The following is a 15,043-nucleotide window of genomic DNA, read 5'->3' as shown; positions in this document are numbered from 1 at the left end:
GCCGGGGCGCGGCGGACCGGAGGCGCCGGCTCGGCGCGTGGCGGAGCCGCCGCGGGTTGCTGCCGTCGCACCGACGTGTTGTCCGGCTTCCGTTCCTTCTTCCGCTTCTCCTTCGGGCCGGTGGAGGCCAGCGCCTCGCGGGCCGACGGCTGGACCGGCAGGCTCCGCTCGGCGGGCAGCGGCGACCGCTCTCCCGCCGGCGCCAGACTCGGCACCGGTGCGGACGGCACGGCGGGAACGGACACACAACCCGTCGCACAGCCGGTCACAGCGAGCAGGACAAGAGCGGCGACAGCACGGTTCCGGGGAGGGCGCATCCGTCCACTCTGCCGCACCAAAACCCCCTGAAAATGCCCCGACCTGCGACAACGCAGCCCGAACCACCGGCATGAGTGACACGGTCAACGAGGCGTGGCGGTCGGCTCAGCCGTCGTCGCGAAAGCGCCCGTTCTCCTCGGCGACGAGCCGTTCCAGCAGGGCCTGGAACTCCTCGCCGATCAGGATCTGCAGTCCCTCGCCGTCCTCGTCGCGGTTGCTGAGCTGGGTGAGGGTGCCGCCGTGCCACCAGTACACGTACGGGCTGATCGCTCCAGGCGTGTCCTCGAAGCCGGTGGCGGCGAAGGCGGCCATCGCGTTGAGCGCCGACTGCATGCCGGTGTCGTGGATGGCGTGGAACGCCAGCTGGTGCCGGAACGGCATGGCGACCAGCGCGCCGTCGGCGGGCAGCTCCTCCCCGGTGACCTGCCTGACGAGCGTCTCCAGGGCCAGGACGCGGCTGGCGGTGTAGAAGGAGTCGCCGAGGACGACCTCGAAGTGCATGCCCTCGGAGTCCTTGACGGTCTCGTGCGCCTCGACCGGCAGGCCGCGGAGGTTGTAGAGCGCCTGGTCGCGCAGGTAGGGGAGGTCGCCGAGCGGTTCGAGGGCCTCGTCGGTGAGCATCATGACGCTCTCGGGGAGGTCGAGCGCGAGGATCTCGTACAGGCCGGGCGCGACGGCACGGGCGTAGGCGAAGTTTCGGGGGTCCAGTCCCTCGGCACCGACGACACGGGGGTACAGCTGGGCGCGGATCTGCTCGGGGGACAGGGTTTCCAGCGCGGACGGGGCGTCCATGGTGCGCAGGACCATGCCGACGTGCTGATGGACCAACTCCGGCCACACACGCGGTCCGCGGTCGTCGTTGTGGCACACGGCGGCGAGGTTGCCGAGCCCGAACTGCCGTCCCGCACTGTCGGAGACCATGTCGGCGTAGACCGTCACCTCGAGACCCTGTTCGGCGAACGCCTCACGGACCAGGGAGCGGAACCGCGCGCCTTCGTCGGCGGAGAAGAAGGAGAACTCGGGGTCCCGGGGCGCATCGCGTCCGTCACGCTTCGGCCCTCGCCGGAACAGCCCCACGTCAACCGCCCTCCGCTCCCACGTGTCAGTCATTCGAGCGTACCGACATCAGATGAACGGCGTGTCTCCGGCATCATCCCGGCTCGGCGGCCCGGCTTCGCCCCGGCTCGGCGGCCCCGTTTCCCCCCGGTTCATCGGGACGACGAGATCGGCCCGGTCGCGGCCGCGGCCGATCAGCCGCGCATTCGGTTCGTCGCAGTCGCGGACCCAGCTCTGGGCGTGCGGACGTTCCTTGCCGAAGCGCACGTGCCGGTCGACGAGCCGGGCCACCCTCACCTCCTGGTCGAGCTCCAGGAACCACACCTCGTCGAGAAGCGGACGGATGCGCGCCCAGGGCCCTTCGTCGTGCAGCAGGTAGTTGCCTTCGGTGACGACGAGCGGGACGCCGGGGTCGACGGGGATGCTCCCGGCGACCGGCTCCTCGAGGGTCCGGTCGAAGGCGGGCGCGTACACGGTGGCCCGGCTGTCGTGGTCCCGCAGCCGGGCGAGCAGGGCGGCGTACCCGGCGGCGTCGAAGGTGTCGGGGGCGCCCTTGCGGTGGGCACGGCAGAGGCGCAGCAGTTCCCGCTGGGCGAGGTGGAAGCCGTCCATGGGGACGAGCACGGCCAGGCCGTCCAGCGCGTCGACGAGGTGGGCGGCAAGGGTGGACTTTCCGGCGCCGGGAGCCCCGGCGATCCCGAGGATGCGTCGGCTGCCGGACGCGGCGAGGGAGCCGGCGCGCTCCAGGAGGTGCGGCGGGACGGGCATGCCGGCCATTGTCGCACTCGGGGTAATACGTATAACGTGGCCTTGTGCCGAACATCGCCCTGGTCACCCTCGTCGTCCGCGACTACGACGAGGCCATTGCCTTCTACACCGACGCCCTCGGCTTCGACCTGGTCGAGGACACCGACAGGGGCGACGGCTCCCGGTGGGTCGTCGTCCGCCCGGCCGGATCCGGGCCGGGCACCGGCCTGCTGCTCGCCCGCGCCGGGGACGAGGGGCAGCGGGGACGCGTCGGCGCGCAGACCGGCGGCCGGGTCGGCTTCTTCCTGCACACCGACGACTTCGCGCGCGACCACGCCCGGATGACGGCGGCGGGCGTGCGCTTCCTCGAGGAGCCGAGGCACGAGGCGTACGGTTCGGTGGCCGTATTCGAGGACCTGTACGGCAACAGGTGGGACCTGTTGGAGCCCAAGTGACATCCGGCCCGTGACGGATGCGCTCGCGCTGCCGAGGGCAGCGGCCGGACCTGGCCGAGCCGGCCGCGTTCCCGAGGTTCTGTGCGCGAAATGTCCGCCGGACCGAATGGGTGGTCGCGGAGCGACCGGTAGCGGCCCGCCGTCGCCGGCCTTGGGATTGTTCAGGCGGCCGGGGGCGTGAGGCCGAACCGGACGCAGACGACGGCCGTGTCGTCGGTCACCGTGTGGCCCACGCTCTGCCAGAAGCCGGTGTGCACCTCGCGCCAGTGCGTGAGGCTCGTGCAGCCCTCGCCCTCGGACTGCGCGAAGTCCCATGTCACCGAACGGAACGGGACGATCTCGACCGACTCCACGACCACTTCCGCGACGCGTTCCTCGGCGTTGCCGATGAGCACCAGACGCTCGCCCGCGTACTCCGGCTCCTCGCCCTCCGCGCGGTAGTCGGGTTCCAGAAGTCCCGCCGTCGCCCGCTTCGCCCCGGAGAGCACCAACGCGTTGAGCCGGTCCCGCATCTCGCCCGGCGTACCCAGGTCGAGCGTCCGCAGTCCGTCGATCCGTGTCCACATGATCGCGAGCCTACGGCAAGCAGACGCAGCCCTACAGCGGCAGCGCGCACACCGCGACCGGCGACCTGAACGCCGGTCCGGCGGACCGTAGTTCGCCGGTGCGGCGGTCGACGTGGAAGACGGTGACCGTACTGGAGCGCTGGTTCGCCGCGAAGAGCAGGCCGCCGGGCGGAGAGAGCGCGATGTGGCGGGGGAAGTCGCCGCCGACCGGAACCGTGTCCAGCAGGCGCAGACGGGAACCGCCGGACTCGATCGTGTAGCGGGTCAGACTGTTGTGACCGCGGTTGGCAAGGTACGCGTACCCGCCGTCGCCGGTCACGACCAGCTGGGCGGGGTAGCTGGTCCCGGGTCCCGTTCCGGTCGACTGCGGTTCCCCTGCGGTGAGTTGGCCGCTCCTGCGGTCGTACGCGCAGACCACGACCGTGTTGTCGAGCTCGTTCGCCACGTACGCATGGCGGCCCGAGGGGTGGAACGTCAGATGCCGGGGTCCCGCGCCGGCCCGCAGGGTGAGGCGTGAGACCTCCGTGAGCGTCCCTGCCGAGGTGTGGAGGCGGTACGTGTACACGGTGTCGTTGCCGAGGTCGACGGCGAGGACGTGGCCGCCGTCCGGGCTGGTGACGATCTGGTGGGCGTGCGGTCCCCGCTGCCCCGGTCCGGGCGGCGGGCTGCCGTGCGCGACCAGTTCCGTACGCTCACCCAGCGCGCCCGATGCGGCGACGGGGTGGACGGCGACGCTGCCGGAACCGAAGTTGGCGCTGAGCAGCCATCTTCCGCTCGGGTGCACCGACAGGTGGCAGGGCGCGGCCCCGCCGGTGCTCCGGCTGCCGAGCACCCGGTGCCGGCCGTCCTCTGCGAGCCGCACGGCGGTCACGGCGCCGGCTTCCTGCTCGTCGACGGCGTAGAGGGTGCGTCCCGAGGGGTGGAGGGCCAGGTACGAGGGGTCGCCGACGCCGTCGACGACCCCGGTGCCGGTGATCCGCCCGGTGCTCTCGTCGTAGGTGGCCAGCCCGATCCCCTTCCCGCCGCCTTCGACGGAGGTATATGTCCCGAGGAACAGGGGCCGTGCCGCCGAGCGGGCGCGGGGGGTGGGGGTGGCCGCCGTCTGCGAACGCGACCGCGAGGCGGAGTCCGGTGGCGCCCCGCACGCGGGCAGGGCGGCAGCGGCGACGGCGGCGGAGAGCGCTCCGATGAAACGACGCCGGCCCGGGTGTGCAGCGTTGCCCATGCCCATGCCCATGCCCATGCCCATGCCCATGCAGCCTAGGCCCTGCGGACTGCTTGAAACCCTGTTCCGTGCCGCCGTGTTGAGGACCTGGGACGAAGAGGCGAACGACCCACCGAGACAGCAGAATATAAGCCTATATGCTGCAATTGTACGTTTCGCACGACGAAGCGGTGCCGACTCGGACCGACGAGAAGGTCTTATGGCTTCCTCAGAACCCGCCAAACGCCGAGCCAAGGGCAAGGCGGCGACCATCATGCGCTCCGCGGCCGACCAGCTCTCGGAGTTGCTCGGGCGCCCGCCCGAGTCCGTCTCGGCGCTCAAACGCACCGAGGACGGCTGGGAAGCGGACGTGGAGGTGCTTGAGCTGGAACGGATCCCGGACACCACCAGCGTGCTGGCCAGCTACAAGGTCAGCCTGGACGACGAAGGCGATCTCGTCGAGTACCGGCGGACCCGGCGCTACACACGCGGACAGATCGACCGGCTGACCTGAGCAGACCTTCCGACGGCCTTCTGCGGGCACAGCGACGAAGGGAGGCACCATGACCGTGGTGCCGCAAGGCGGAGGGGGCGTCTCCAGAGGAGGCGCCGGCTCCGGAAACCTCTACGACGTCCTCGAGCTCATCCTGGACCGCGGACTCGTCATCGACGTCTTCGTCCGTGTCTCCCTGGTCGGCATCGAGATCCTGAAGATCGACGCACGCATCGTCGTGGCCAGCGTCGACACCTATCTGCGCTTCGCCGAGGCCTGCAACCGCCTCGACCTCGAGTCCGGCAGGAAGGCGCCCACCCAGCTGACCGACATCGTCGGCGACAGCGTCGAGAGCGGCGCCCGCGGCAAGTCGAAGGGCGCTCTCGGCGGCGCGATGGAGGCGGTGACCGACGCACTGGGCGCCGGGAAGAGCGGGCGGGACGAGGAGAGCGAGGACGCGGAAGAGGCCGAGCCGGAGCGGGTGGAGAGGCGCAAGCCGGTCCGGCGTGCGGCCCGGCGGGAGAGGGAACGCGGGCGGGAATGACCGGCAGTAGTGATCCCACAGCAAGGAGCGACCATGGCCGTATACGTCTACTCGATCACCGCCGAGGGGCATCCGCTGCACCTCGACGGCGTCGAGGGGGTCGGAGATCCGCCGGCGGTCCTGCGCAAGGTGGCCGCAGGCTCGCTGTGCGCGGTCGTCAGCGACGCGCCCGACGGCCTGCGCCCCAAGCGCCGCGATGTCACGGCGCACCAGGCGGTGCAGGAGCGCCTCATGGGCGACGGCACCGTGCTGCCTCTGCGCTTCGGCCTCACCGCCCCCGACGACGACGCCGTGCGCGAGGCGCTGGAGAAGGACGCGACGACGTACAGGGAGCGTCTGGAGCAGCTCGCGGGCTGCACCGAGTACAACCTCAAGGCGTCCCAGGAAGAAGAGACGCTGCTCCGGGAGATCCTTGTGGAGTCGGACACGGCGCGCGACCTCAACGACCGGATCCGGGGCGGCGACACGGCGCCCGAACTCCCGATGCGCCTCGGGGAGCTGGTGGCGGAAGAGGTGCAGGCGCGGCACGAGGCCCTGGCGTCCGGCGTCATCGAGGCCCTGCGCCCGCTCGCGCGGGATCTGAGCGTCTCCCAGCCGACCGGCGACGACTTCGTCAACGTGTCCTTCCTTGTGGCGGAGGACCAGGAGGAGCTCTTCCTCACCACCGAGCTCAGCGTCGCCAACCAGATGGGCGACACCTACAGCTTCCGGCTCAACGGGCCGCTGCCGCCGTACAGCTTCGTCTGACTCACTCGATGGGGGCCGATCACCATGGGCCTGTTCACACAGATCGCCACACTCCCGCTCGCGCCGGTGCGCGGCGTCGTGTGGGTCGTGGAGCGTGTGCGGGAGGCGGCCGAGGACGAGTACTACGATCCCGCGCCGATCCACCGTGCCCTGGCGGAGCTCGAGGCGGAGCTCGAGGCGGGCGAGATCGACGAGGAGACGTTCGACCGGCGGGAGGACGAACTGCTGGACCGTCTGGAAGAGATCATGGCGTACCGGTCGGAGGGACGGCCCTGACGCCGACACGCCGTACACCCTGCGCCTGACGCCGTACGCCTTACGCACCGGGAAACGCGAGGTCCGATCGTGACCGAACCCCTGGCCGGCAGGACCGGCCCCTACACCTCCCGAGCAGCGCCGCAGTACGCACAGGGCTCGTCCGCGAACCTTGCCGACATCCTGGAACGGGTACTGGACAAGGGCATCGTGATCGCCGGCGACATCCAGATCAACCTGCTCGACATCGAGCTGTTGACCATCAAACTCCGGCTGCTGGTGGCGTCGGTGGACAAGGCGAAGGAGATGGGCATCGACTGGTGGGAACACGATCCCTCGCTGTCGTCGCGGGCCGCTCCGGAGCGGTCGCTGGCCGCGGAGAACCGCCGACTGCGCGAGGAGATCGAGGCCCTGCGGAGGGGCGGGGAAGTGACCGGGCGCGGTGAGGAACGGAGCGTCGAGGAGCTGACGGAGTCCGGCGAGGAGGCGCCTGCGGCACCTCGCCGCAAACGTGCGGCGCCTCGCTCCAAGCCCGCGGCGCCTCGCGCCAGGAAGCGCGGAGGAACGGAATCCGATGACCGCTGAGGCAGGCGCGTACGTCACGGACGACGCGTATGTCACGTACGTCTACGCCGTCGCCCGCAACACCGGCGTGCTGCGGAAGTGCGTGGCAGGGCTGGTCGGTGTGGCAGGCGCGCCGGTGCGGGTCGTGCCGGGTGGCGACGCCGGGGACATCGCCTTCGTGGCGAGTTCCGTGAGCGCGCTGGACTTCGACGAGCAGGCCCTGCGGCGGCACCTGGAGGATCTGGAGTGGCTGGAGGCGGTCGCGCGTGCCCACAACGCGGTGATCGAGACTCTGGGCACCGCCACGACCGTTCTGCCGCTGCGGCTCGCGACCGTGTACCTCGGCGATGATCGCGCCCGCGAGGCGCTGGAAGCCGACCGTGCCGAGTTCGCCCGGCTTCTGACCCGGCTGGAAGGGCACGTCGAGTGGGGGGTCAAGATCTACGTGGAGGCTCCCGAGGAAGCTCCGGAGCCCGCGGCGCCGTCCGCCGCCTCCGACACCGGTCTCAGTCCCGGACGTGCCTACCTCCGCCGGCGCCGCGATCAGCGGCACCTCCGCGACGACGCCCACCGGGCGGCGCGGACGGCGGCGGAGCGTATCGAGGCCGCCGGGCGGGCGTACGCCACCGACCGGGCACGTCACCGTGTCCAGCAGGGCGAACTCGCGGGTTCCAACGGCGAGAACGTCGTGAACGACGCGTATCTGCTGACCGAGGACCGGGCCGACGCGTTCCGCGCCGAAGTGGCGCATGCCGCCGACGACCTACCGGGCGTACGTGTCGAGATCACCGGCCCCTGGGCGCCCTACTCCTTCACGGCCCCTGCCGACACCGTCGACGTCGACGTCGACGACATGGAAGAGGACCTCGATGTGGAGGACGGAGGGCGGCCATGACGGAGCCCGCCGTACCCGGTGCCGCGGAACCGCTTCCCCGGCGGGAACCCCTTCCCCAGCGGCAGGTCGCCCTGATCGACCTGCTGGACCGCCTCCTCAGCGGCGGAGTGGTCATCACCGGTGACGTCCTGCTGTCCATCGCCGACATCGACCTCGTCCGCGTCTCGCTGCGGGCCCTCATCGTGTCCGTCGACGCCGAGACCCGGCCGCTGTGGGCGCGGGCGCTCCAGGAAGGCGACGCCGATGCCCGATGACGCCCCGCGCGTCCCGCAGCGGCTCGATGAGGTGGCCGACGCCGCCGCCCGCGCCTTCCGTCTCCTCCCGGCGGCGCCGCAGGACCTTCCCGCCTCGGAGCGGCAGCAGCACAGCCCGGCCCGGAGGATCCGCACCGACCCGGACACGGTCGAACGCGATCTGATGAAACTGGTCCTCACCCTCGTCGAGCTGCTGCGCCAGCTCATGGAACGCCAGGCGCTGCACCGCGTCGACCAGGGCGATCTCACGGAGGACGAGGAGGAACGGCTCGGGTCCACGCTCCTGTTGCTGCACGACCGCATGGCAGGGCTGTGCGAACAGTACGGGCTGGACATGAAGGACCTGAACCTCGATCTCGGCCCGCTGGGGACGCTCCTGCCGTCCGACGACTGACTGCCGCGGCGAACGGCCGGGTACGTGGTACCGACGACTCGGACTGCGAAAGGCCGGCCCCCATGACCACGCTCCGCCACGAGAGCGGCTTTCCCAGCGCCCGGATCTCGGTCGAGGGGGCACCCGACCTGCAGCGCAACGAACGGGGCCTGCGCCCCTTGCGGCTGCCCGCGTGGGCCGGGGACCAGGTGCTCGATCCCTTCTTCGAGATGGAGGTCCAGCTGTCCGCCGGCGTACGGCTCGCCCTGCGGACCGCGGCCACCCACCTGGAACTGACCCTGCACGCCGTCCGTGCGCCGGGCACCGGAGGCGAACCGGCGCCCGCGGCCGTCGATCTGCTCGTCGACGGCCGCCTCGCGCGCAGGGAGTTCCTCACCGGCGGAGACCTGATGGCGCCCGCGACGGCGACGAGCGTCGCGGCGCTCGTGGCCGGGGACGCGGAGGCGATCGGTTTCCCGGGCCTTCCGCCGGGCGAGAAGGAGATCGAGCTCTGGTTGCCGCACACCGCCGTCTGCGATCTCGTCTCCCTCCGGAGCGATCTGCCGGTCCTGCCGTCGCGGCAGGTCGTCTCACAACGGCGGTGGGTCCACTACGGGTCGTCCATCAGCCACTGCGTAGAAGCCGAGGGCCCCACGGGGACGTGGCCTGCCGTCGCGGCGACGGCCCGTGACCTGCATCTGACGAATCTGGGCCTCTCGGGCAACGCCATGCTCGACCCGTGCGTGGCACGCACCATCCGGGATCTGCCCGCCGACTTCATCAGTCTTGAGATCGGCGTCAACATCGTCGGCGCCGCGGCGATGCGGCTGCGGACGTTCTGGCCCGCCGTCCACGGCTTCGTCGACACGATCCGCGAGAAGCACCCCGACGTACCCCTGCTGATCGTCTCGCCCGTCCCCTGCCCGGCCCTGGAGGACCGTCCCGGCCCCCTCGTCGTCGACCCGGCGACCGGCCGGGTCGGCGCCGTGGGCGATCCGCGCGACATCCCGCTCGGTGCGCTCACGCTCTCCGCCGTACGGGACCACCTCGCGCGCCTCGTCCGGGAACGGCAGCGGTCCGACCCCGCCCTCGGCCATCTTGACGGCCGGACGCTGCTGAGACCGGACGAGACGGCGGACCTGCACGACGGTCTGCACCCGAACGCGGCGGCATATCTGCGAATGGGGGCACGTTTCGCCGACTTCCTCTCGTCGCACCGCGAATGGTCGCACGTTCTTCACAGCGCGAATTCTTCGTGAATTCTGTTCAGAGGCGGCGCACTCGTGCGGCGACACCATGACCGATCAGCAGATAGATCACCGCGGGAAGACCGTAATTGAGGAGAACGCGCAGCCCGTCCGTGTCCATCGTGAAAATGTCCTGTGACCACCAGGCGAGGGCGTCCGCAACGCCCTCCACGAACCCGACGAAGACGTTCCCCTGATTGGCTTCGAGCAGGTACAGAACGATCCACAGGCCCAGGAACACCGCCGCGACGTCGGCGACGGTGTGGATGACGAGCGCCGCACGCCGCACCGCGGAGCCGTCGCCGCCGTGCCCGTAGGGCTGGGGGCCGCCGACGGGGCCGCCGTCGTACCGCTGGTTCTCTGGCAGGGGCTGCGGGTTGCTCATGGGAAATCCAATCTGACGCTTCGGTCGTCTCTGCCATTTCGGTGAAAACTGCGACGACGGGACTCCCGGAAGAAATGGAACCCGTCGGCCACGGCCGTGCGCGGTCGCATTTTCGCGCCGCATTGGGAACTGCGCCGAACGGAAGTCACGCGTTACACGGCCACCCTTTCCCCCCTGCCGTCCGACGGATCCGGACCGGCGTTTCGAGGCGGCGCGACGGTCGGCCCGGGCAAACCCCGAGAAGCCCAGGCGTCCGGCAGATGAACGTGTCCGTAAGTCTTTTGACGGGCGTGGCGCGCGCCTCGGCGCGCTCGTAGCTTGGGCGCCACATCTGCATCGAGAGCGTCGGGGGTCGGCGATGGACGGGTTGCCCTGGGAGTCACTGATCGCGGTCCTGGGTCTGGCCGTTCCGTTGGCGGCGGCCATGTGGGAGTTCGCACTCGTCGGCCGCAAGAGGCTCGGCTACCGCATCCAGATGGACACCACGGCACGCGACGCGGTGGAGGGGCCGCACGCCGGTGTACTGCGGCAGATGCAGCGCGACCACGCCCCGCTCAACGCCCCGTCCTTCGTGCTGCTGCGCATCGAGAACAGCGGCTGGACGCTGATCGACTCGGACGACTACGTGCCGCAGAGCTCCGGTGACGTCGGTATAAAGGTGGAGTTCCCCGGCCGCCGCGTCGTCGGCATGGTCGTGACCGAGTGGAGCCACGACTACCTGCGCGAGTCCTTCGTACGCAGTCCGAACGGTGGCCCTCCGCAAGCCGCCCCGGGTCTGGAGATGGCCGCAGGCGGCATCACGCTCCCGAAGGTGCCCTTGAACCGGGGCACCCACTACAAGGTGCTCGTGGTCCTCGACGGCGCGCAGGCCGGCGACCAGGCCACGCGGAGCGAACCGTTCCCCGACCCGGTCGTCGTCGCCGGCATCAAGGGCGGCGTGCGCGGCGGGTCGGTCAAGCGGACCGCCAGCCACGTCCTCGCCGCGAAGCCGGTGCTGGTCTTCATCGCGATGCTCGTCCTCGTCACCGCCGCCCAGTCGCTGACGACGTTCACCCGGGACGAGGTCCGCGCCGCGCCGCTCGATTGCGCGACGGGCACACTCCACCTCTCCGGCTCGACCGCCTTCGCCTCGGTCCTGCGCGACGCCGCCGACCAGTACGAGAAGACCTGCCCCGACGCGCACATCCCCGTCGGCGACAACTCGTTCAAGGGCAGCGTCGCCGGCCTCGATGCGCTGGCCGCGGCGGGCAGGGAGGCCAAGGACAAGAACGGCGCCGGACTCCCGGACCGGCTGGCCTTCACCGACGGGGCCAAGGGCGCCGGCCGGCCGCAGCTGCTGCCGAGGCCGGTCGCGCTGTCGCTGTTCACCCTGGTCGCCGCCAAGGACACCGGCGTGCAGGACCTGTCCCTTGGGCAGGTCAGGGACATCTACGCCGGGAGGATCACCAACTGGCGGCAGGTGGGCGGCAACGACCTGCCCATCCAGCTCGTGAGCCGCAACCCCGGCTCCGGCACCCGCTCCACGCTCGTCGGCCAGGTACTCGACGGCAAGGAGCTGCTGCCCGTCACCCAGGGCGACTGCGCGGCGCTTGATCCCGGCGGGCCGGGCCGCTGCGAGGTCGGCGACACCCGCACGCTGCTCAGCACGGTCGCTTCGGTCCCCGGCGCCCTGGGTCACAGCGAAGTCGGCGCCACGCTGACGCGCGATGATCTGGGTCCGGTACGGATCGACGGTTACGCGGCGAGCCGCGAGGGCGCCGAGGACGGCGCGTACCCCTACTGGCAGACGGAGTACGCCTACACCTACGGGGAGCCGCCCGCCGGCTCGATCGCCGCCGGCTTCCTGCGCTACCTGGCGAACGAGGTCGGCAAGGACATTCTGCGCGCCCAGGGCCACCGGCCGTGCTCCGAACTCGCGAAGCCGCTCCTCTGCCGCCCCAGCTGACCGGTCACCCTGCCGGGCCCGATCAGGGTCACGTCAGGCGGAAGACCGGACCGCGGGGGGTGAACGGCAGGGACGCGCCCTGCGGAATCAGAAAGGCGTGCTCGCGACGGATGCGCAGGACGTCGCACCACCCGTCGGTGATGACGAGGACAGGGGCCGTCGGCGGGAAGTCACCGGCCCGCCGCAACAGATCGATCCCCGGCTGCAGTTCGGTCCCGCCCCGCCCCCGGACCCGCACCCGGCCGGCGATCTCCGCCGGCGGCAGATAGCCGGCGTCGTACGCCGCCGCGTCGCAGAACACGACGCGCGCGGCCGGTACGTCGCGGGCCTCCGCGTACGAGGCGATGGCTCCGAGGGCCTTGCCGAGCAGGGCGCTGTTCATCGAACCCGAGGTGTCGAGGACGACGCCGAAGGTGCAGCGCGGCGTCTCCTGTGGAGGGAAGTACCGTCCCGCGCGCGGGATGTCCGGTGTGGACGCCTGCCGGCGGGCCGGGCGCGCGTAGGAGCGTACGGGCTCGGGCCGGGGCACGTACTCGTCGAACCAGCGGGCGAGTCTCGCGTCCCACGGCACGGGCGGATGGGCGAGCGCCCGGATCTCCTGGACCAGCCCCGCGGGCAGCAGTCCGCGCTCCGCACCGCACTGGTGCAGCTCGAAACCCTGGACCAGACCGCGCCGGTAGAAGTCGTCCAGGTCGGTGTACGGGCGGGCCGCCGCGTGCGGCAGCGGCTCGCCCACGATGTCGCCCGCGCCCTTGCCCCGAAGGGTCGCGAACCGCCGCCGGCGGCGCTGGTCCGTGACGATGCGGTCGTACACCTCCTCCACGGACAGGTCCTTCAACTCCGGGTCGTACAACAGCCCTTCCGGCATGTCACCCACGCGCATCCGCACCAGCCAGTCGTTCACGACGTAGTCCGCGGCGACGTTGAAGAGGAACGGGTCGCGGGCGCCCGAGCGTTCGCCGTGACGCAGGGCGGCGTGCAGCATCTCGTGGGCGAGGATGAAACGCCACTCCTCGTCGGTGAAGGTGCGCAGCGGATTGATGTAGATCTCACCGGCGGCCGAGCTCACGGCGGCGATCGAGATGCCCTGCGCGCGGGCAAGTTCGGCGTCCGCAACGACGGTCAGCCCGGCGGCGATCCCCCCGAGCAGCGGGTACGAGGAGACGAACCAGTTCAGCGCCCGGTCCCAGGGCCGCTGCGGAACGTATTCGCCGGTGACCCGGTCCCGGCGGCCGCCCGCCACGTCCATGGCGGCCGACATGCTGCGGGTGAGGGCGTGCGCGAAGGCGGTCTCCCAGTCGGGGACGTAGCCGTTCCACCCCTTGTGCCACGTCGTCAGCACCTGGTCGGGGTGATCGCCCGCGGTACCGCACTGCTCGTACGCGACAGGGATGCCGTCGCGGCGCCAGCGGGCGGCAAGCTGCTCCTCGTCGCCTCCCGGATACGTCTCGGGGAGGTGGGCGGGAGGGCTGCCCACGGGGAAGGTGAGCAGGAAGCGGTTGACGACGGCGCAACGGGCCGCGAGGTCGAACCGGTCGGGCTGCTCACGCCGCTTGTCCTCGGATGCCGGTACATGGCCGAAGCCCAGGTGCAGCAGGCTGTGGGCGAGAGTCCAGGCCCAGTCCCCCGGCTCGGCCCGTTTGGTCGGGTGGACGTGGACGACGCCGTCGGAGTCGACGGCGGCGAGGCCCCCGGCCGGCGTCGCGGCGCACTTGGCCTGACGGCAGAAGTCGGCCTCGACCGCGGCGAAGGCGGGGTTCCGCTTGACCAGTGCGAGCCCTGCCGCGAAGGCCTCCGTGGCCGGGTCCGGCTTGCCCTTCTTCCCCTTCGCCTGCACGGTGTTCACCGCCGGGCCTCCACCAGCCGGGGCATGTCGCGCGCCGCCTCGACCAGGAACCAGGCGGGGAGCACCGGCTGCCCGTCGGCGTCGTCCGCGATGACGGTCTGGGCGACCTCGACGGAGATTTCGGCGAGCTGGACGAGCAGCGACTTGGACCGGTGGACGATCTGGCGCAGCGACGGTGAGACGTGCTCCTTCTGCCGCGGCAGCTCCTTGATGAGCCGGCCCCTGAAGGCCTCAGCCAGGTAGTACAGCAGGTCCCGGTCCTCGAGCCGGCCGGGCCAGGACGCATCACCCTTGAGGATGGCCTCGATACCGAAGGTGTGGCGCACGATCTTCGCGTAGCCGCAGAAGGAGACGGCGTGCGCGGGCGTGAGCGTGCCGTGCACGACGACCTTGAGGGTGTCCTCGTCCAGCGTCGGCCCGAAGGAGTGCAGCGCGTCGGAGAGCATGTGCCAGGAGCGCGGCGTGGAGAACGGCTCCTCCGTCTTCGGCGGCTGCGACCACAGGTGGTCGGGACGGTCGGTGAGGTAGTCCGTCACCCACGGGTGGATGCCGTGCTCCCCCGCCCACACCAGCCAGTCCTCCGCCGACGCCCGCAGATGGACATGGGTGAGCCGGTTGACCAGCGCGGACGCGATGGGGCGCGCCAGCGCGTTGTCCGTGGCCCGGTTGCCGGCCCCGATGACGATCGACCCGGCGGGCAGCTCGTACGAACCGATCCGCCGGTCCAGGATCAGCGAGTAGAAGGCCTTCTGGACATCGGGGGTGGCGGCGTTGAGCTCGTCGAGGAAGAGGCAGTACGGCTCGTCGCGGGCGATGCTCTCCGGCGGGCAGAACACGGACCGCCCGTCACGGATCTGCGGCACCCCGATCAAATCCTCCGGCGCGAGCTGCGTCCCCAGCAGGCTGACGCACTCCAGCCCCAGCGACTCGGCGAACCTCCGCACCAGCGACGACTTCCCGATCCCGGGCGCGCCCCACAGAAACACGGGCCGCACGGTGGCGAGCCCGAGCAGCAGTTCGGGAATCTGGGCGGGAGTGACGGTGACGGCGGCCTGCACGCGGAAGTGTTCCTTCGGGGTCCGGGAGATCGGGCCTGCCCAGTGTGGGCGGCCCTGTCGTCCCGCCGCAGCCGATTTTCGCCCGCCCGAC

At 71.1% G+C, this 15,043-nt stretch carries 18 protein-coding genes and 1 pseudogene; 11 read left to right on the top strand and 8 right to left on the bottom strand.

Annotated features, from left to right (window positions below):
• The 3 genes and pseudogenes from ABZ070_RS19080 to ABZ070_RS19070 all read right to left on the bottom strand — a co-directional run.
• A pseudogene (locus ABZ070_RS19080) lies at positions 1-230 on the bottom strand (hypothetical protein); the annotation flags it as partial.
• Between the two features lie 193 nt (positions 231-423).
• Positions 424-1,395 carry a hypothetical protein gene (locus ABZ070_RS19075; protein WP_356635277.1) on the bottom strand — a complete coding sequence of 324 codons (972 nt, stop codon included), beginning with the start codon at positions 1,393-1,395 and terminating at the stop codon, positions 424-426.
• A gap of 48 nt (positions 1,396-1,443) precedes the next feature.
• Positions 1,444-2,151 carry a nucleoside/nucleotide kinase family protein gene (locus tag ABZ070_RS19070; RefSeq protein ID WP_356635273.1) on the bottom strand — a complete coding sequence of 236 codons (708 nt, stop codon included), beginning with the start codon at positions 2,149-2,151 and terminating at the stop codon, positions 1,444-1,446.
• 35 nt (positions 2,152-2,186) lie between these two features.
• Here ABZ070_RS19070 and ABZ070_RS19065 point away from each other — a divergent pair, with 35 nt between their 5' ends.
• Positions 2,187-2,576: a VOC family protein gene (locus tag ABZ070_RS19065; RefSeq protein WP_356635271.1), complete on the top strand. Its 390-nt coding sequence runs from the start codon at positions 2,187-2,189 to the stop codon at positions 2,574-2,576.
• 161 nt (positions 2,577-2,737) lie between these two features.
• On the opposite strand, the gene ABZ070_RS19060 is transcribed toward ABZ070_RS19065, so the two are convergent.
• Together ABZ070_RS19060 and ABZ070_RS19055 are read right to left on the bottom strand one after the other, a co-directional pair.
• Positions 2,738-3,142 (bottom strand): ASCH domain-containing protein, encoded by a 405-nt coding sequence (locus ABZ070_RS19060; RefSeq protein WP_356635270.1) that lies wholly within the window; start codon positions 3,140-3,142, stop codon positions 2,738-2,740.
• A 31-nt stretch (positions 3,143-3,173) separates the two neighbouring features.
• Positions 3,174-4,391 (bottom strand): lactonase family protein, encoded by a 1,218-nt coding sequence (locus tag ABZ070_RS19055; protein ID WP_356635268.1) that lies wholly within the window; start codon positions 4,389-4,391, stop codon positions 3,174-3,176.
• Positions 4,392-4,566: 175 nt separating this feature from the next.
• Here ABZ070_RS19055 and ABZ070_RS19050 point away from each other — a divergent pair, with 175 nt between their 5' ends.
• The 9 genes from ABZ070_RS19050 to ABZ070_RS19010 all read left to right on the top strand — a co-directional run bounded on the left by ABZ070_RS19050 (position 4,567) and on the right by ABZ070_RS19010 (position 9,730).
• Positions 4,567-4,860 carry a gas vesicle protein gene (locus ABZ070_RS19050; RefSeq protein ID WP_356635266.1) on the top strand — a complete coding sequence of 98 codons (294 nt, stop codon included), beginning with the start codon at positions 4,567-4,569 and terminating at the stop codon, positions 4,858-4,860.
• A 49-nt stretch (positions 4,861-4,909) separates the two neighbouring features.
• On the top strand, positions 4,910-5,383 hold the full coding sequence (locus ABZ070_RS19045) for a gas vesicle structural protein GvpA (RefSeq protein WP_356635264.1): 474 nt from the start codon (positions 4,910-4,912) through the stop codon (positions 5,381-5,383).
• 33 nt (positions 5,384-5,416) lie between these two features.
• Positions 5,417-6,130 (top strand): GvpL/GvpF family gas vesicle protein, encoded by a 714-nt coding sequence (locus tag ABZ070_RS19040; RefSeq protein WP_356635262.1) that lies wholly within the window; start codon positions 5,417-5,419, stop codon positions 6,128-6,130.
• A 24-nt stretch (positions 6,131-6,154) separates the two neighbouring features.
• On the top strand, positions 6,155-6,406 hold the full coding sequence (locus ABZ070_RS19035; RefSeq protein WP_356635260.1) for a gas vesicle protein GvpG: 252 nt from the start codon (positions 6,155-6,157) through the stop codon (positions 6,404-6,406).
• 81 nt (positions 6,407-6,487) lie between these two features.
• On the top strand, positions 6,488-6,970 hold the full coding sequence (locus ABZ070_RS19030) for a gas vesicle protein (RefSeq protein WP_356635275.1): 483 nt from the start codon (positions 6,488-6,490) through the stop codon (positions 6,968-6,970).
• The gene (locus tag ABZ070_RS19025; RefSeq protein ID WP_356635258.1) at positions 6,960-7,844 is read left to right on the top strand and encodes a GvpL/GvpF family gas vesicle protein; all 885 of its coding nucleotides are present in this window, start codon (positions 6,960-6,962) and stop codon (positions 7,842-7,844) included. Before ABZ070_RS19030 ends, ABZ070_RS19025 begins: the two co-directional genes overlap by 11 nt.
• Positions 7,841-8,098, top strand: a complete 258-nt coding sequence (locus tag ABZ070_RS19020) for a gas vesicle protein (protein ID WP_356635256.1) — start codon at positions 7,841-7,843, stop codon at positions 8,096-8,098. The genes ABZ070_RS19025 and ABZ070_RS19020 overlap by 4 nt, the downstream gene beginning before the upstream one ends.
• Complete coding sequence (locus ABZ070_RS19015; RefSeq protein ID WP_356635254.1) at positions 8,088-8,492, top strand: gas vesicle protein K; 405 nt, start codon at positions 8,088-8,090, stop codon at positions 8,490-8,492. The genes ABZ070_RS19020 and ABZ070_RS19015 overlap by 11 nt, the downstream gene beginning before the upstream one ends.
• A gap of 62 nt (positions 8,493-8,554) precedes the next feature.
• Positions 8,555-9,730, top strand: coding sequence for a GDSL-type esterase/lipase family protein (locus tag ABZ070_RS19010; RefSeq protein ID WP_356635252.1), 1,176 nt, complete (start codon positions 8,555-8,557; stop codon positions 9,728-9,730).
• A gap of 7 nt (positions 9,731-9,737) precedes the next feature.
• Here ABZ070_RS19010 and ABZ070_RS19005 read toward each other — a convergent pair whose 3' ends face one another.
• Positions 9,738-10,103 carry a hypothetical protein gene (locus ABZ070_RS19005; RefSeq protein ID WP_356635250.1) on the bottom strand — a complete coding sequence of 122 codons (366 nt, stop codon included), beginning with the start codon at positions 10,101-10,103 and terminating at the stop codon, positions 9,738-9,740.
• A 358-nt stretch (positions 10,104-10,461) separates the two neighbouring features.
• On the opposite strand from ABZ070_RS19005, the gene ABZ070_RS19000 reads away from it, so the two are divergent.
• The gene (locus ABZ070_RS19000) at positions 10,462-12,048 is read left to right on the top strand and encodes a substrate-binding domain-containing protein (RefSeq protein ID WP_356635248.1); all 1,587 of its coding nucleotides are present in this window, start codon (positions 10,462-10,464) and stop codon (positions 12,046-12,048) included.
• Between the two features lie 28 nt (positions 12,049-12,076).
• On the opposite strand, the gene ABZ070_RS18995 is transcribed toward ABZ070_RS19000, so the two are convergent.
• Together ABZ070_RS18995 and ABZ070_RS18990 are read right to left on the bottom strand one after the other, a co-directional pair.
• Entirely contained in the window at positions 12,077-13,894 is a 1,818-nt protein-coding gene (locus ABZ070_RS18995; protein ID WP_356635246.1) for a hypothetical protein, read from the bottom strand.
• A complete protein-coding gene (locus ABZ070_RS18990) occupies positions 13,891-14,952 on the bottom strand; it encodes a MoxR family ATPase (protein ID WP_356635244.1) in 1,062 nt (353 codons plus the stop codon). The genes ABZ070_RS18995 and ABZ070_RS18990 overlap by 4 nt, the downstream gene beginning before the upstream one ends.
• Between the last annotated feature and the right edge of the window lie 91 nt (positions 14,953-15,043).

It is taken from the genome of Streptomyces sp. NPDC006283 (genome assembly GCF_040613325.1).
Lineage (GTDB): Bacteria > Actinomycetota > Actinomycetes > Streptomycetales > Streptomycetaceae > Streptomyces.
The sequence above is the reverse complement of the archived record's forward strand: the minus strand, read 5'-3'. Positions and strand labels throughout refer to the sequence as shown.

Coding starts and splice junctions, on each gene's coding strand:
- ABZ070_RS19070 (WP_356635273.1), bottom strand. CDS start 2,151: ATGGCCGGCATGCCCGTCCCGCCGCACCTCCTGGAGCGCGCCGGCTCC.
- ABZ070_RS19060 (WP_356635270.1), bottom strand. CDS start 3,142: ATGTGGACACGGATCGACGGACTGCGGACGCTCGACCTGGGTACGCCG.
- ABZ070_RS19055 (WP_356635268.1), bottom strand. CDS start 4,391: ATGGGCATGGGCATGGGCATGGGCATGGGCAACGCTGCACACCCGGGC.
- ABZ070_RS19050 (WP_356635266.1), top strand. CDS start 4,567: ATGGCTTCCTCAGAACCCGCCAAACGCCGAGCCAAGGGCAAGGCGGCG.
- ABZ070_RS19045 (WP_356635264.1), top strand. CDS start 4,910: ATGACCGTGGTGCCGCAAGGCGGAGGGGGCGTCTCCAGAGGAGGCGCC.
- ABZ070_RS19040 (WP_356635262.1), top strand. CDS start 5,417: ATGGCCGTATACGTCTACTCGATCACCGCCGAGGGGCATCCGCTGCAC.
- ABZ070_RS19035 (WP_356635260.1), top strand. CDS start 6,155: ATGGGCCTGTTCACACAGATCGCCACACTCCCGCTCGCGCCGGTGCGC.
- ABZ070_RS19025 (WP_356635258.1), top strand. CDS start 6,960: ATGACCGCTGAGGCAGGCGCGTACGTCACGGACGACGCGTATGTCACG.
- ABZ070_RS19020 (WP_356635256.1), top strand. CDS start 7,841: ATGACGGAGCCCGCCGTACCCGGTGCCGCGGAACCGCTTCCCCGGCGG.
- ABZ070_RS19015 (WP_356635254.1), top strand. CDS start 8,088: ATGCCCGATGACGCCCCGCGCGTCCCGCAGCGGCTCGATGAGGTGGCC.
- ABZ070_RS19010 (WP_356635252.1), top strand. CDS start 8,555: ATGACCACGCTCCGCCACGAGAGCGGCTTTCCCAGCGCCCGGATCTCG.
- ABZ070_RS19005 (WP_356635250.1), bottom strand. CDS start 10,103: ATGAGCAACCCGCAGCCCCTGCCAGAGAACCAGCGGTACGACGGCGGC.
- ABZ070_RS19000 (WP_356635248.1), top strand. CDS start 10,462: ATGGACGGGTTGCCCTGGGAGTCACTGATCGCGGTCCTGGGTCTGGCC.